The organism is Paenibacillus massiliensis 2301065 = DSM 16942 (assembly GCF_000377505.1).
GTDB classification, from domain to species: Bacteria; Bacillota; Bacilli; order Paenibacillales; family Paenibacillaceae; genus Paenibacillus; species Paenibacillus massiliensis.
This window is the reverse complement of sequence record NZ_KB898191.1, coordinates 190,257-206,009: the sequence shown is the minus strand read 5'-3', so window position 1 is coordinate 206,009 and position 15,753 is coordinate 190,257. Positions and strand designations below refer to the sequence as shown.

The window sequence follows — 15,753 nt, the reverse complement described above, 5'->3', positions numbered from 1 at the left end:
TTAAAGCTTTCTGCTGTTCGCGAACGAAATGGAAAAACTGATGAACAGCAAGCTTAAAGATGGACACTTCGTTTCTCTAGGACTTCCTCGTTTTCCGCTAACCACTACGCTCTCCGAATTATTCTACCTGAAATCAGATTCGGTCAAGGTATTCGGTCCGCCAAGGATCGCGTAATATTCGATCTTTACAGTATAGGCGATTGTGCTGGCCGACACAATTATCTTATGATAAAGTATGGAACTGGCCTAGTCCGAGCTGAGCTTGTGGGGCTATGGCTGTATTGTAGCTAAGGAGAGATGATTATGAACTGGTCCCCGGACGAATATGTAGACCAATTATATAAGGAAGACGAGGCACTGCTGCGGATTAAGGAGGTCATCAAGGAGAAAGGAATGCCTGAGGTGTCAGTGGCTTATGCCTATGGTCGGTTACTGACCTTCCTGGTACAGCTGGCTCAGTCCAAGCAGGTACTGGAGATCGGAGTGTTAGGTGGCTATAGCGGATTATGCATGGCAAGAGGCCTTGGCGAGGAGGGGCGAATTACGTCATTGGAGCTGAAGCAGGAATATGCTGATCTGGCAGCCAAGCACATGGCGGAGAATGGCTATGGAGGGCAGGTAGAGTACCGGATTGGCCCAGCAGCGGAATCCTTGGAGCAGTTGCAGGCTGAGGGCAGAAGATTTGATTTCTTTTTCATTGATGCGGACAAAGAGAATTATCCTGTGTATTTGGAATATGCGATTTCCCTTGCTAACCCTGGAGCTATCATTGCGGGGGACAATTGTTTTTTGCGCGGCAGGACACTTAATCCGGACAAAAATGGACCCTCCGTACAGGCGGTGCGTCGCTTCAATGAGATGATCGCAAGTGATGAGCGACTGACAGGATTGTTACTGCCTGCCTATGACGGGTTGGCTCTTGCTCGGGTCAAGTAAAAAAGTCTGTTCTATTTAGGTAGGCGGAGACAGGCTCATGTCTTCTTAAAACCAAAAGCAAAAGGAAAGTAAAGGCATAAAACGCCAACAAGCAGCGATTCTGTTAGTGGAGAATCGCTGCTCTGCATTTGTGTTCATTTCTACCTTCTTTGCCCCACACTCAAGTGTAATGGAAAGAATTGATTCACGGTATATTATGGTTCCTCCGCTTGAACAGTGGAGAGGACAGAATGGTTGTGGAGAAGCGCAGCGATTGGAACAACGATCTGTTCGCGGAACGTTCACCCAAGCTCCCAACGTATATTCTACATAAATAAACAAGAGCTGACCCAGGTAGCCATTTCATGGCATTTCAATAACTGCTTATCTAAATTCATGCTCCGTGTGCTTGTAGAGCTTCAGGCGCACCCAGACCATATTCACGAGTAGCATGCAGCCTGACATAATGAACAAGCCCTCAATACCAATGAAGCCTGACAACACCCCGCCAATAACAGCGCCCAGCATGTTCCCCAGCGCTAGAGCACTGGTATTGAAGCCGAAGGCCCGGCTCTCCATTCCTTCTGGCGTGTATGAGCGAATTAACGCATTCACACTAGGCAGAAGCCCGCCCATAAATACCCCCATCATGAATCGGACCGCTGCGAGCTGGGTGACTGATTGTACGAAGGCTTGGGGAATGAGCATCATAGCTGTACCCGCCAGTGCTACCAGCAGCACGCGATGCGCCCCGACCCTGTCGCTTACCCGACCGAGAATCGGTGAAGAGAGCATATTGGATAAGCCAGTTACTGCAGTGACGAACCCGGCCACGAGCGCAATACCCTCAGCGGTTCCGTACAAATTCTGTACATATAGCGGAAGGAGCGTCACTGTACTGATCATGGCGAACTGTAGCAGGAAGGTGACGGTGAACAGAGCCGGGAGCTGTGGTGTATGGCTCAATTCCTTCAGGCCTTCCAGGACAGAGGTCTGCGGCATCTTGGCCGCCTCGGAGCGGCTGAAATTCTCTTTTACCAGAAATAACGCCAACAAGCTCGCAGCGAAAATCAGTCCACCTGTAATATAGAAGATTGGCCTGAACCCGACCAGATCCGCCATGAATCCACCGAGCAACGGCCCCAGAATCGTCCCTGCCATCTGTCCCGACTGCATGATCCCCATGGAAAAGCCCATCCGTTCTTTGGGAGTCGTGCTGGAGATCAGAGAGATTGAGGCTGGGTTGAATCCGGAAATTGTACCGTTCAGGAGCCTCAGTGCAAGGAGCTGCCAGGGATGCGTGACAAGTCCCATACACCCGATAACGATGGCCATGCCAAAGCCTGAGCGCAGCAGCATGATTTTCCGTCCATAGCGGTCAGCCAGCTTGCCCCACAAAGGCTGGAAAATGAACGAGGTTAGAAAGTTGGCGGCAAAAATAAAGCCGGCCCATAGGCCGATCGCATGCTCATCTACAACATTCAAATCCCTCGCAAGATATAAAGATAAAAACGGGGTAATCATAGTCATACCCGCATTAACCAAAAATTGACCAAACCAGAGCACAATCAGGTTGATCTTCCATCTAGGCAAGACGAACACATCCTTTCACCAAAAGAAACCCTGATTTCTATATATCCAACAGCAGCAGATAGAAACGGATCGGGTGTCTTATAAAAGGTGATAACCAAAAAAAGCCGTCCCACTAGTATAACACACTTCATGCAAACTTTATCCAACTGTCACGGGTTTGTCATCGTTAGCTGTTGTATCGAGGTTGTTCCGGCTTGCTAAAAAGGGCATAATAATATAAGAGTTTTGCGCAAAGGATTGCGAAAGCTGCAATTCGACGGTCGGGTATTTACTTGAATTGGGGGCTTACATTAATGACATACAACGATACATTCATTCGCGCCTGCTATAGGGAGCAGGTGGATCATATTCCTGTCTGGTACATGAGGCAGGCCGGGAGATACGACCCGGAATACCGTAAGATTAAAGAGAAATATTCCTTGCTTGAAATATGCAAACAGCCTGAATTAGCCGCAGAAGTCACTCTAATGCCAGTACGCAAGCTAGGAGTGGACGCTGCTATTTTGTATTCGGATATTATGAATCCGGTTGCTTCGCTCGGTATTGATTTTGATATCGTAAAAAATATAGGACCAGTCATCGAGAATCCGATCCGTTGCGCAGCAGATATCGACCGCTTGCGTCCCATTGACGTGGATGCGGACCTGAGTCACATTATGGAGACCATCCGAATTCTGGATCGTGAGCTGAAGGTACCGCTGATCACTTTTGCCGGAGCGCCATTCACGATTGCAAGCTATCTGATCGAAGGTAGACCGTCCAAGGGGTATATTCGTACAAAGGAAATGATGTATGGAGAGCCAGACATGTGGTTCCGCCTTATGGATAAGCTGGGCGATATGGTTATTACGTATCTACGTGCGCACATAGCTAATGGTGGTAAGGCTTTCCAGCTATTCGACAGCTGGGTTGGTGCGCTCGCGCCCAAGGATTTCGAATATTACGTATTGCCGACAATTCGGCGAATTTTTGACGAATTAGCGGACTTGCATGTGCCCAAGATCTATTTTCCAGGCGTAAGCTCGGGAGAACTGTTACCGTTGCTCTCAGGACTTAAGGCTGATGTTATTGGCCTTGACTGGCGCGTATCCATTACCGAAGGAAGACATCGACTTGGGGACAAATTTAGTGTACAAGGCAATTTGGACCCGTACGTGCTCACAGCTCCGATGAAGGTAATTCAGGAGCGGGCTAAGGTGATTATAGACGAAGGGATGCAGAATCCTGGCTACATCTTCAATCTGGGACATGGGTTATTTCCTGAAGCGTCACTCGATAAGCTACGTGAGCTGACAACTTACATTCATGAATATTCAGCAGCGGCTATTAGCAAAGGTGTAGGAGTAACGCGTTAATTTATATACGCACAATTAAATGAACCGGAGGTACCACACTGATGAAAACGAAGATAGGTGTACTTGTTATGTCATATGGCACGCCGGAGAGTCTGGAGCAAGTCGAGGCCTATTACACACATATCCGTCGTGGGCGTGCTCCGTCAGCAGAGCAGCTGCAGGAGCTAACAGATCGTTACAAGGCTATCGTGGGCGGAGTATTCCCGTTGCGTGAGAATACAGATCGTCAGGTCAAAAATGTACAGGAAGCACTGGGACGCAACAATCCAGATCCGAACGTTGAGTTCGTATGCTATCAAGGCTTGAAGCATGCTGCACCGTTTATTGAGGATGGTGTTGAGGCGATGGCCCGCGATGGTATTCAGCGGGGGATCGGCGTGGTCCTGGCACCTCACTATTCCGTCATGAGCGTTGGCAGTTATATTAAGAGGGCAGAAGAGAAGGCACAGGAGCTAGGTATCCAGATGGATTTTGTGGAGAGCTACCATCTGCATCCATTGCTGATCAAGGCATTGACGAACCGTGTGACAGCCAAGCTGGATTTGTTCGAGGAAGCAGGCGCAGACCGAGCTTCTGTACGGGTGTTGTTCAGTGCCCATAGTCTTCCTGAGCGAATTCTGGAGATGGGTGATCCTTATGTGGATCAACTGATGGAGACCTCCAAGGCTATAGCGGAGCAGGCTGGAGTGGGGTCCTGGCAGTTCACATGGCAGAGTGCAGGCAGGACGGCAGAGCCATGGCTCGGACCAGACATTCTAGATACTTTGCATGTGTTGCATGAGGAACAGGTGGAGTACGTATTGTCGGCCCCGATCGGCTTCGTATCCGACCATCTGGAGGTATTGTATGATCTGGATATCGAAGCTCAGGCCGTGGCACGCGAGCTGGATATGAGATTACAACGGACTGACTCGCTTAATAGTGATCCCCTGTATATGGAGACGTTGAGTGATGTCGTTATAAGCCGATGGAAAAAGGGATGAAGAGGACATGGGATTAACACCGCGCAGAATCGTCATTATCGGAGGCGGACTCACCGGTCTTAGCGCTGCCTTTTATAGTCGCAAGCTCTTTAAGGAAGCAGGCTACGAGCCGCAGATTACCGTGCTGGAGAAGGCCCCTGTCCTTGGCGGAAAGATTGAGACTTTACACAAGGATGGCTTTGTCATTGAGAAGGGACCTGATTCATTTCTGGCCCGTAAGACGGCCATGATAGATTTGGCGAAGGAGCTAGAGCTGGATCATGAGCTGGTTACGACCAACCCGGAGGCCAAGAAGACGTATATCGTGCAGAATGGGCGACTTCATCCTATGCCACCTGGCTTGGTGCTTGGGATTCCGACGGAGCTGAAGCCGTTTCTCCAGAGCGGTCTTGTATCGGGAGCGGGCAAGCTTAGGGCGCTGATGGATTTCCTCATTCCGCCACGGCGAAGCACAGAGGACGAGCCGCTGGGCGAGCTGATCGAGCGACGGCTGGGCAGAGAGGTGCTGGAGAACATTACGGAGCCGCTGCTTGCAGGCATATATGCGGCTGAGATGCATCAGCTTAGTCTGCATGCCACTTTTCCCCAGTTCGGTGATGTCGAACGCGAGTATGGGAGCCTGATTCGCGGTATGATGACCGGAAGAAAGCCGCAGGAGACGCACACAGGCACACGGAAGAGCATGTTCATGACCTTTAGACAAGGTTTACAAAGCCTGGTACATGCCTTGATTCATGAGCTGCAATCATGCGAATTGCTCACCGGTACGGGCGCTGTTGCCATACACAAGACCGCTGCGGGCGCAAGCATAGCTTCACGATACACCGTACAACTGGATAATGGGACATTGCTGGAGGCAGATGAAATATTCGTAACGGTTCCTACATTCGCAGCGGCTCCCCTCCTGAGCCCCCACGTAGATACCAAGGAGCTTGCAGCGATGAACTACGCTTCAGTGGCCAATGTGATTATGGCCTTCGAGCGAGCAGACATCGAGAATGTATTCGACGGCTCTGGCTTCCTCGTGCCGCGCAAAGAGGGCAGAGACATCACGGCTTGTACCTGGACCTCAGCCAAATGGCTGCACACCAGTCCAGAGGACAAGGTACTGCTGCGCTGCTATGTTGGCCGAGCAGGTGCCGAGCAGAGCGTTGGTCTGCCAGATCAGGAGCTGATTGAACGGGTGCGTAAGGACATACGCGATCTCATGGGTGTAACTGCTGAGCCGCTATTCACCGAGATTACCCGGCTCCCCAACTCCATGCCTCAGTATCCGGTAGGTCACACAGCTAATGTGGCAACCCTACGCAAGGAGCTTGGTGACGTGCTGCCAGGAGTATACGTCGCCGGAGCGGGTTATGATGCAATTGGATTGCCGGACTGTATTCGTCAAGCTAAGGAATATGCTGGCATAGCAGTGGAGCGGGCAGGCTTGTCCTCCGTTGCTGCAAGGTAATGCCAAAGACTGCTAGTGGATGATCACTGCTACCACAGTCTCGAAGTTCAAGGCCCAAAGACCTATTGTAGTTGAACCCTCCGCCGACAGCGGGGGGTTCTCTTTGTAAACAGCGCTGTTATATAATAAAATGAGTACCCGAACGGAAATAGAGTTAAGCTGGATTGTCTGTGACGACTATGCGGCTTCTATGACATGATAAAGGAGAGAATGATGCCCCTCTCAAGAAGCGAGAAGTATAATAAGCAAAAGAAACGTCGCAAGCATAAAACCAGAATCATGATGATGGTGAACCTGACTTTGCTGCTCATGATTGGAGCAGTGGTAGGCGTCTACCTCTGGACTGAACATACGGGAGCCTGGATGAACAATCATCAAGCTACAGCATCGAATCCGGAAATGGCAGACAACAGCCGTGCTGTAGCTGAACATAACGGTGAGCAGGAACGATTCGATGGTGCCGTGGACAGTGATACTTCTGTCACTGAACAGTTCGGAACAGAGGGAGAAGAGAAGACACAGCAAGCAAGTGCTGAGGATGAATCTACTGATGACAAACCGACAGACGACAGCGGCGTAGCAGCAGACACACCTGAACGTTCAGAAGCCGACGAACCGAGACAGATGGATGAGGCCGCTGGTGGCAGCTCCCCAACAATAGAGGACATGGCACAGCAGGAGACTATTGCTCCTGTAGAAGGTGGGGATACTTCCACAGGGAGCGGTTCAGTTGATCGGGTGCTCATGCACTTTGTGGGCGATATTCAATTTGCCGGCAAGGTCGAAGAGCGGCTGGAGAGCAAGGGCTTTGATTTTCCGTATCAATATCTTGGGGATCTATTTCGGACGGACGACCTAACGGTTGGTAATCTGGAAACCCCGGTCACGACTCGTGGACAGAAGGCCGAAGACAAGACCTATGTCTATAAATCCTCGCCGAAGGCACTTTCTGCTCTTGCAGCAGCTGGCATGGACGCTGTGAATTTAGCCAATAATCACATTTTGGATCAAGGAGTAGAAGGGCTGCTGGATACGATGAGCTACCTGCAGCAATATGGCATTGGATATATGGGTGCAGGCAAGCAAGCGGAGCGGGCTTACGCACCAATCTACTATGAGAGAAACGGGATCAGAATCGCTCTGCTTGGCTTTAGCCGTGTTATTCCCAAAGTCAGCTGGTATGCTGGTAATGGGCCTGGTGTTGCAGGGGCCTATGATTCCACCCTGGCATTGAAAGCAATCCGAGAAGCGCGCAAGCAAGCAGATCTGGTCATAGTAACTGCTCATTGGGGTAAGGAGAAGACGAGGACGCTTGAGGCGCATCAAAGCAAGCTTGCACATGAATTCATTGATGCTGGAGCCGATCTCGTCATGGGCGGACATCCACATGTATTACAGGGACTAGAGCAGTATAAAGGGAAATGGATTGCTTATAGCACGGGTAACTTTATTTTCTCCAAAGCTCTGGACCCGTTAACGCTGCAGACTGCCATTTTTCAAGCCTCGTGCACCAAGCAGGGGGATTGCCAGCTGCAGCTTATCCCTTATCGTACTGAATTGGGTCAGCCTGTACCTATGGGAGCCGAGGAGGCAAGCCAGCTATATCGGGAATTGACCGCGGTATCCATCGGTGGGGCCCAAATCGAAGCAGATGGACGTGTGACGACGCGATAAAAGGCGTACATGATGCAATGTGTAAATGATGAAATGCGTCCATGATACAAAACAAGGGAGAACAATCATCCTTTTGCCCAAGGAGGCTGTGTGATGAGGAACGGTTGTGTAGCTCACCGCGGCTGCTCAGATGCTGCTCCAGAGAATACGATGGCTGCTTTCCAATTGGCCTTGGACTGTTCTGCTGTTAGCTGGATTGAGATAGATGTACAATTATCCCGTGACGGTGTACCGATGGTCATTCATGATTTCAAGGTGGATCGAACGACGAACGGAACAGGACTTGTGAGGGATATGACGTCCGCAGAGCTGGTACGATTGGATGCAGGAGCCTGGAAATCATCGAAGTACGCAGGAGAGCATGTCCCACAGCTTAGTGAGGTGCTGGATTTGTGCCAGGGCTCCGTGTCGCTTAATATTGAGCTTAAGACGTCGGGCAATATGTACCCAGGTCTGGAGAAGGCAGTGCTGCGAGAGATAATGGCACGTGGGATGGAGAGGGATGTGGTGCTCACTTCATTTGACCGGCAGACGCTTCGTCAGGTCAAGGTACTTGATTCTGAGATACGAACCGGACTGATCATTGACGCCGCCCCCAACGATCTCGCAGAACAGCTGGATAAGCTGGAGTGCACGTTTCTATCGCTCGGTTATCCCCATGTGAACAAGCAATTGCTCCGCAAGATGGCGGAGAGGGGAATTATCGTCATGGCCTGGACGGTCGATCAGTTGCGACTTATGAGGCGACTTGCTGCTATGGATTCGGAATTGCTGATCTGCACGAATCGCCCTGAGCTGTGGCCGACGGCCATATCCAGGCGCAATTGGCTGCCGTTCCTATAATCCCTCTTGCCAGGAAGGCATTCGTAGGCACCATATAGTCAAGCGTTACTGTTGACTGACAGTAAAGTCATCTCGATCGTAGCGGATTGTAACGGGCCATATTCTGGCTGTATCACACTTAATCATGCCCTACATACGTTCATAATCCGTACTATTTAAGCTCTTGATTTAGCCATATAAGCTCCTGATTTAGCTATATAAGCTTCTGAGCTGATTTGTTACAAATTTTAGTCGTAGTAACTTCAATCTATACAGACAAAGGTGGCTGACGAGAATGATGAAGGAAATCCGCAATGTGTATTGTGTAGGACGTAATTATAAATTACATGCTGAGGAACTGGGTAATGCTGTACCCGAACAACCAATGATTTTTATGAAGCCGTCGCATGCGGTTGTACCTATGAATGGAGATGCACTGAATCTTCCATTGAACCGCGGAGAGCTTCACTATGAGGCAGAGCTTGTATTGCAGTTGGGAAGTCACTACGAACCAGGGATGTCACTTGCGGAGAGCATTAGCGGCTTTGCCTTTGGCATTGATTTTACGCTGCGTGATGTACAGTCGGTCATCAAGCAGAAGGGCCACCCTTGGACGGCTGCCAAAGGCTTCAAAAATTCTGCGCCAATTACACCGTTTCTTCCGTTTCCAGGCATGGAGGCTCTGCTTCAGCATGATTTCACGCTGTTGAAGAATGGACAGGTGGTACAGCGCGGTAACCTATCGAATCTGATCTTCTCCTTGCAGGTTGTAGCGGATTATATTGCTGAGCATTACGGTCTGGGAGCGGGAGATATCATCTTTACAGGCACTCCCGAAGGAGTGGGACCAACGGTTCGCGGAGATATATTGGAGCTTCAGTGGGGAAATGAATCACAAGGCTCGTGCAAGATCGGCTAGTGTTGATGTGAAGGTCTGCTGTAGCGAATAGTTGTAAAGAATGGGGCGCAATGCTTGAAGCGCGCTTGAAGTCATGTCATTGTGCAGGAGGCTAATGTGGACTGGATCATTGGAGCAGCAGCTGCGCTGCTGGTGAGCGGAGCTGCATACCGGAGACGCTCGCTGACGTTGTCCGGCTGTGCAGCAGCTGTAATCATGGGTACTGTATATTATGGAGCAGGCAATCTGTTCTGGTTCGGTACATTGCTGTTATTCTTCATCACGTCTACAGCTCTATCCAAGTATAAGCAGGGACGGAAGGCTGAATTAGAGAAGTCCTATGCCAAGACCGGGAACCGTGATGCGGGGCAGGTGCTGGCGAACGGTGGTATCGGAATGCTGCTGTGCATCTTGAACTTCGTATGGCCACATCCCGTGTGGGCCCTATTCTTCATTGGGGTTATGGCTACGGTAACGTCAGATACCTGGGCGACCGAGATCGGTAGCTTGAGCCGGAAGCCACCGCGGTTCATTCTGAACGGCAAAGTAATGCAGCCAGGTACTTCTGGAGGCGTCTCATGGCTTGGTACCGGGGCAGCGCTAGCAGGTGGAATGACCATTGGTGTTGGTGCCTGGCTGTTCCAGCTAGTAGAGGGAGCTACCCTACTTGGTTGGTGGGAATGGCTGCTGATCGGAGGCGTTGCTGGTATAGGGGGAGCATTCACAGATTCGTATCTCGGGGCTACGGTGCAGCTCATGCATCGCTGCAAGGTATGTGGCCGCGAGGTTGAGGTAGAGATGCACTGCGGTCAAGAGACTCTTGCCGTTCGCGGCTGGGGCTGGATGAGCAATGATGCTGTGAATCTGATCAGCTCTATTGTCGGTGGTGCGCTGGCATTGCTGGCACTGACTCTATGAATCTAGAACAGAGCACCCGATCGGGCAACAAGACAGAAAGGGGGAAGGGGCTATATGAGCGCCCTGCATGGAGATAAGCAGGAGGCGATCCTGGACGCGGCTTATGATATTTTCGGTACCAAGGGCTTCTACGAAACGAAGATTTCGGAGATTGCAGAGCAGGCAGGAATTGCCAAAGGTACCGTCTATCTGTATTTCGAAAGTAAGGAGCAGCTGTTCAAGGCCGTAACACGTCGTGATTGTGAGCAGTTCCTGGAGCGGCTCAGTCATTCCGTTCAAGGGTGTGCCTTCGAGGAGCAGATTCATAGAATGGCCAGCCTTCATTTGCGGTATCATTATGAGCGGAGGCATCATTCGAAGCTGTTCTTCATGCTACCCAACAATGATCCAGAATTGATGGAATATATGAGAGGCTTCATTCAACGGTATACAGATTTTGTGACCCAGGTGCTGGAGCAAGCCGAGGTAAGTAATGCATCCTTGCATGCCAAAGCCTTGATCGGTATGCTGGAGCGGCTTAAGATGGATTTCATGTTCAACCAGGAATATGAGGAGGCAGAGCTGCTAACTACTGTTGAGCTTGCCGCGAATCTGTTTTTGGGGGGCTGCCGGGCAATGCCTATCAGATAGTAGCTTCACAGGTGTGGGTGTATGTAGCGAATGTAGTGAGTGTAGCATCAAGCATACGCACACCACAATCTAGGACACGACAATTACAATCAATACTTTATTCAAATCATGAAGTGACGGCTGTGGAGGAATATTGGTTCAATTAAATGACAGTAAAAGAAGGTCAGTTCATAGAAAGTGTAGGGCAAAGCCATGAACATATTAACGGTAGAACAATTATCCAAAAGCTATGGGGTCAAGACACTCTTCCACGAAGTATCCTTCGGCATGGATGACAAGGATAAGATCGGAGTAGTCGGTGTCAACGGTACGGGTAAATCAACATTTCTGCGCACAATTGCAGGGATTGAGACACCGGACAGTGGACAAATTGCGGTCAATAACGATGTGCGGATTCAATACCTCGCACAGAATCCAGAATTTGATGAGCAAGCAACAGTACTACAGCACATCTTCGGCGGAGGCCTGCCGGAGATGAAGGTGGTACGTGAATATACAGAAGTTATGGAGCAGTTGGAGCTACAGCCAGGTAACGAATCGTTGCAGAAGAGGCTGCTTGAGGTCAACCAGCGGATGGATGCGCTGCAAGCCTGGACGTTAGAAAGTGAAGCGAAGGCAGTACTGACAAGGCTTGGCATCACGCAATTCGACGCACTCATGGGCAGTCTGTCAGGGGGGCAGCGTAAGCGGGTAGCACTGGCTGCTGCCCTGATTCAGCCCTGCGAGCTGCTGATTCTGGACGAGCCGACGAACCATATCGACAACGACTCTGTTGAATGGCTGGAGCAATATTTGCAGAAGCGACGTGGCGCGTTGTTAATGATCACGCACGATCGCTATTTTCTTGATCGTGTCGCTACAGTCATGCTGGAGCTGGATCGTGGTAATCTGTATCGTTATGAGGCGAATTACACTCGTTTTCTGGAGCTAAAGGCTGAGCGTGAGGAACGAGAGGCAGCCTCGGAGCAGAAGCGTCAGAATCTGTTTCGCAATGAGCTGGCCTGGATACGGCGCGGAGCCAAGGCTCGAACGACTAAGCAGAAAGCTCGCATTGAACGCTTTGAGAAGCTGAAGGAGCAACAGCCAGAGCAACGAGGCGGAGCTATGGATGTCTCGGTTGCATCTTCTCGTCTCGGCAAGAAAATCATGGAGCTGGAGCAGCTGAACAAATCCGTGGAAGGTCGTGTATTGATCAGTAATCTGGACTACACGGCGGTTCCCGGTGACAGAATTGGGATTGTCGGACCGAATGGAAGCGGCAAGTCGACGCTCTTGAATATGATCGCTGGCAGGCTGGAGCCGGATCAGGGACAAGTTGTGCTTGGCAGCACGGTGAAGCTGGGGTACTACACTCAGGAGCACCAGGATATGGACATGAATCAGCGTGTTATTGAATACATCAAAGAGGGCGCCGAGATTATACGAACAGAAGATGGCAGTACAATCACGGCTGCACAAATGCTCGAACGCTTCCTTTTCCCACCTGGGATGCAGTGGACGATTATTGGAAGACTGTCCGGCGGAGAGAAGCGGCGTCTATATCTACTGCGTGTACTGATGGAGTCTCCTAACGTACTGCTGCTGGATGAGCCGACGAATGATCTGGATATTCAGACACTTGGCGTGTTAGAGGATTATCTGGATGACTTCCCTGGTGTGGTTATTACTGTATCCCATGATCGTTATTTCTTGGATCGTACTGTAGATAAAATCATGGCCTTCGAGGGGAACGGAAAGGTTCGGACCCATGTAGGCAACTATACGGAATATGCGGAGTGGATGGCACGTCATGCTGCTGAGACGGCGTCAGCGAGCGCTGCAGCCGTGAAGAAGACGGCTACGGAGAAGCAGGAGCAGGCTCCCAAAAAGGAAAAGCTGAAATTCAGCTACAAGGAGCAGCGTGAATATGAGCAGATTGACGAGCTGGTAGCGCAGGCTGAAGAGCATCTGGTGCAGATCGCAGCAGAGATGGAAAAGGCGTTCAGCGACTCGTTGCGGCTGCAGGAGCTAATGCAGCAGCAGGCACAGGCAGAGGCTGAGCTGGAGCGTCTGATGGAGCGCTGGACCTATCTGAATGAGCTGGCTGAACGAATCGAAGAGAACAAATAGTATCAATTGGACCGCAGTCGCCTTATTTGGTGACTTGCGGTTTTTTTATGTTGACGTTAGAAATGAACCTTTTTCCAGTTCAGTTAGTTTAAGAGGTAACAGGTTGGAGAGGAGGAAGGAAGCATTGACACAAAAGGAGCTTTTTGAGAGCTACAACAAGCAGGTATACCGAACATGCTACTACATGGTACATAACGAGGCAGATGCTGAGGATCTCTGTCAGGAAGTATTCATCTCGATCTTTCGCAGCGACTGGGAGCGTGTGGAGCATCTACGGGCATGGATTATGCGTATTGCTGTGAATCGTTGTCTGACTCACTTGAAGACAAGGCGCAGACGAGAAGCCAAGGATATGCTTGTGCAGAGCCAATACCGCTCAACGGATCAGGAAGGAAAAGCATTAGACCTGCTCGTAGAGGAACGGGAGGCTGCGGAAGAGCTGGCCAGGGATATGATGCAGTTACCACCAAAGATTCGTGCCGCCATATCACTAAGATACATGCATGATTTCAGTATGGCTGATATCGCCGAGATTCTGAGCATTCCAGTGGGTACAGCCAAATCAAGAGTGCACAAGGGACTAAAGCTTATGAAGCTAATCATGTCAAAGCGGGATTATGTTGTCCACCGTTCGAATAAAGGAGGATGTCATGAAGCATATCGAGAACAGACTTAATCAGCAATTGAATCATGAGGACGGTCTGACCTACCCTGATTTTAACAAGATGTGGTCACAAATAGAGACAGCGATCGATACGCAAGCTGAGGCTCACGAGGGAGCGGTCGGCACAGTATCTTTTGGGAAAGGCATACAACGATCTCAACGGAAAAATGGACTTATAATCCCTAAAATCAAAGCGCGAGGCTGGCGCCGGGCTGTGATGTTGGCTTCTATCAGCGCTGTCATCATTGCAGCCCCGGTATATGCAGCGTTTCAGGTCGATTGGACCCATTTGCTGAACGGCAGGAGTGGCGTCCAGAACGCCTTGGCACAGAATCTCGGGCAGACGATTGAGCAATCGGTGACGAAGGACGGAATCACGCTAACGATTCATACAGCCGTGGTGGATGAGAATCGAACAGTCATCTTATATAGTTTGGATACGGGGGAATATGGGAAGAATCTGTGGCAGTTCGCGGATATGGAGCTGACGGATGAGCAAGGCAATCGGATCGAGGGCAGGGTCGGTAGACAGATGTGGAATGAACAGGCTGGGAGGTACATCGGTTATTTTGAATCAAATTGGACTCCTAAGTCGGAGCAAGCGACTATTAAATTGACGGCCGGCAAGCTGCAATTTTTCTCGAATCAGCAGAAGGAGATACCGCTTGATATCAGTAAATTAGGAGAGCAGCAGTTTGCTATTGAGCAAGATGGCATTTCCAAGCTCGTAGTTCAAGCTTTTCCACGGGGAGAGGATAGCCTGATGCTGTCTACAGGCGTGTTTTTTGCCCAGCCAGAGGTCAGAGAGTGGGCTGCTCCACAGGTAAATGCCTACTACAATAGCGATGAGCCTGTTCGCATCAGCGACGGTGCCTTCGGCAAGCCTGGAGATCACGGGGAATATACCGGACAGCAATATTATAAGCCTGTTGATATCACCAGAGAAGGCACTATATATAAGCTTGACTACACCCGGCGGGATGCGATCGTTGATCAGCAATGGACATTCTCACTTCACCTGAACAAGCAGCAAATGGAAGCAGGCACTTTGCATAGTCATCTTGGTCTGACAGTCCCAGATACTGAGCAACCGGTAGTGCTGAAGGATCTGATCATTACTCCTACCCAAATTCGTCTGACGGCAGAGCATGAAGAGCGTCATTATCGCTTCCCGTTCGTGAACTATGAATTAGAGGTGGATGGACATAGATTGGACACGACTCTCTGGTATTCTGACAAAGGGGAAGCTCACCTAAGCAAATTACACGCGGAAAGACCGCTTGATCTGGAGATTACGGAGGCATCCACGATCAAGCTAATTGGGCGACATCTCATTGAGTATCATGATGGTGACGAGTATCCTCCAATCCTGCTTGAGAATATTAGCAGCGAGCGACAATCCTTCATGCAGGACATTGGAGGCTATCCTGTGAAATGGACGTATTATCGCGAAGATGGTAATCTTTTTGTAGAGAGCGAGAGCGCTGACCCCTTATTCGGTGGTGTCAATCAGACACATATCGGCAAAGGGAAGGAACGCATCATAGGCAAGCCTCTCACGGTCAATTTTGCTGGAGACGGAAATAACAAGGCTATTGATGTCTACAAGAATTATGTTGCCGACAGCGCAGAAATCTATATGTTCTACTACATTACTGAGCGCCCGGATGAGCAATTCACCATGCAGCTTCGTCCGTAGTGTGTTCATAAGTAACTCCTAGTTGGGATCACAGGAA

General features: G+C 50.2%; 13 protein-coding genes. 12 read left to right on the top strand and 1 reads right to left on the bottom strand.

Going from position 1 to position 15,753, the window contains the following annotated elements; all coding sequences use genetic code 11:
* Positions 1–303 precede the first annotated feature (303 nt).
* Positions 304–936, top strand: coding sequence for an O-methyltransferase (locus D328_RS0115555; RefSeq protein WP_018885947.1), 633 nt, complete (start codon positions 304–306; stop codon positions 934–936).
* Positions 937–1,299: 363 nt separating this feature from the next.
* Here the strand turns inward: D328_RS0115555 and D328_RS0115550 are convergent, their stop codons facing one another.
* Positions 1,300–2,508 carry an MFS transporter gene (locus D328_RS0115550; RefSeq protein ID WP_018885946.1) on the bottom strand — a complete coding sequence of 403 codons (1,209 nt, stop codon included), beginning with the start codon at positions 2,506–2,508 and terminating at the stop codon, positions 1,300–1,302.
* A 293-nt stretch (positions 2,509–2,801) separates the two neighbouring features.
* Here D328_RS0115550 and hemE point away from each other — a divergent pair, with 293 nt between their 5' ends.
* The 11 genes from hemE to D328_RS0115495 all read left to right on the top strand — a co-directional run bounded on the left by hemE (position 2,802) and on the right by D328_RS0115495 (position 15,716).
* Complete coding sequence (hemE, locus tag D328_RS0115545) at positions 2,802–3,863, top strand: uroporphyrinogen decarboxylase (RefSeq protein WP_018885945.1); 1,062 nt, start codon at positions 2,802–2,804, stop codon at positions 3,861–3,863.
* A 41-nt stretch (positions 3,864–3,904) separates the two neighbouring features.
* A complete protein-coding gene (gene hemH / locus D328_RS0115540; protein ID WP_018885944.1) occupies positions 3,905–4,846 on the top strand; it encodes a ferrochelatase in 942 nt (313 codons plus the stop codon).
* 7 nt (positions 4,847–4,853) lie between these two features.
* Complete coding sequence (gene hemG, locus D328_RS0115535; RefSeq protein WP_018885943.1) at positions 4,854–6,302, top strand: protoporphyrinogen oxidase; 1,449 nt, start codon at positions 4,854–4,856, stop codon at positions 6,300–6,302.
* Between the two features lie 213 nt (positions 6,303–6,515).
* Positions 6,516–7,976 carry a CapA family protein gene (locus D328_RS0115530; protein ID WP_018885942.1) on the top strand — a complete coding sequence of 487 codons (1,461 nt, stop codon included), beginning with the start codon at positions 6,516–6,518 and terminating at the stop codon, positions 7,974–7,976.
* Between the two features lie 93 nt (positions 7,977–8,069).
* Positions 8,070–8,819: a glycerophosphodiester phosphodiesterase gene (locus tag D328_RS0115525; RefSeq protein ID WP_018885941.1), complete on the top strand. Its 750-nt coding sequence runs from the start codon at positions 8,070–8,072 to the stop codon at positions 8,817–8,819.
* Positions 8,820–9,093: 274 nt separating this feature from the next.
* Positions 9,094–9,717 carry a fumarylacetoacetate hydrolase family protein gene (locus D328_RS0115520; protein WP_018885940.1) on the top strand — a complete coding sequence of 208 codons (624 nt, stop codon included), beginning with the start codon at positions 9,094–9,096 and terminating at the stop codon, positions 9,715–9,717.
* Between the two features lie 96 nt (positions 9,718–9,813).
* A complete protein-coding gene (locus D328_RS0115515; protein ID WP_018885939.1) occupies positions 9,814–10,614 on the top strand; it encodes a DUF92 domain-containing protein in 801 nt (266 codons plus the stop codon).
* Between the two features lie 54 nt (positions 10,615–10,668).
* Positions 10,669–11,244: a TetR/AcrR family transcriptional regulator gene (locus tag D328_RS0115510; protein WP_018885938.1), complete on the top strand. Its 576-nt coding sequence runs from the start codon at positions 10,669–10,671 to the stop codon at positions 11,242–11,244.
* 192 nt (positions 11,245–11,436) lie between these two features.
* Positions 11,437–13,353, top strand: coding sequence for an ABC-F family ATP-binding cassette domain-containing protein (locus D328_RS0115505; RefSeq protein WP_018885937.1), 1,917 nt, complete (start codon positions 11,437–11,439; stop codon positions 13,351–13,353).
* A 124-nt stretch (positions 13,354–13,477) separates the two neighbouring features.
* Positions 13,478–14,029 (top strand): RNA polymerase sigma factor, encoded by a 552-nt coding sequence (locus D328_RS0115500; RefSeq protein ID WP_018885936.1) that lies wholly within the window; start codon positions 13,478–13,480, stop codon positions 14,027–14,029.
* The gene (locus D328_RS0115495; RefSeq protein WP_018885935.1) at positions 14,004–15,716 is read left to right on the top strand and encodes a DUF4179 domain-containing protein; all 1,713 of its coding nucleotides are present in this window, start codon (positions 14,004–14,006) and stop codon (positions 15,714–15,716) included. Before D328_RS0115500 ends, D328_RS0115495 begins: the two co-directional genes overlap by 26 nt.
* Positions 15,717–15,753 lie beyond the last annotated feature (37 nt).

Excerpts from the sequence above, each read along its gene's own strand:
- D328_RS0115555 (WP_018885947.1), top strand. The coding sequence starts at position 304 with ATGAACTGGTCCCCGGACGAATATGTAGACCAATTATATAAGGAAGAC.
- hemE (WP_018885945.1), top strand. The coding sequence starts at position 2,802 with ATGACATACAACGATACATTCATTCGCGCCTGCTATAGGGAGCAGGTG.
- hemH (WP_018885944.1), top strand. The coding sequence starts at position 3,905 with ATGAAAACGAAGATAGGTGTACTTGTTATGTCATATGGCACGCCGGAG.
- hemG (WP_018885943.1), top strand. The coding sequence starts at position 4,854 with ATGGGATTAACACCGCGCAGAATCGTCATTATCGGAGGCGGACTCACC.
- D328_RS0115530 (WP_018885942.1), top strand. The coding sequence starts at position 6,516 with ATGCCCCTCTCAAGAAGCGAGAAGTATAATAAGCAAAAGAAACGTCGC.
- D328_RS0115525 (WP_018885941.1), top strand. The coding sequence starts at position 8,070 with ATGAGGAACGGTTGTGTAGCTCACCGCGGCTGCTCAGATGCTGCTCCA.
- D328_RS0115520 (WP_018885940.1), top strand. The coding sequence starts at position 9,094 with ATGATGAAGGAAATCCGCAATGTGTATTGTGTAGGACGTAATTATAAA.
- D328_RS0115510 (WP_018885938.1), top strand. The coding sequence starts at position 10,669 with ATGAGCGCCCTGCATGGAGATAAGCAGGAGGCGATCCTGGACGCGGCT.
- D328_RS0115505 (WP_018885937.1), top strand. The coding sequence starts at position 11,437 with ATGAACATATTAACGGTAGAACAATTATCCAAAAGCTATGGGGTCAAG.
- D328_RS0115495 (WP_018885935.1), top strand. The coding sequence starts at position 14,004 with ATGAAGCATATCGAGAACAGACTTAATCAGCAATTGAATCATGAGGAC.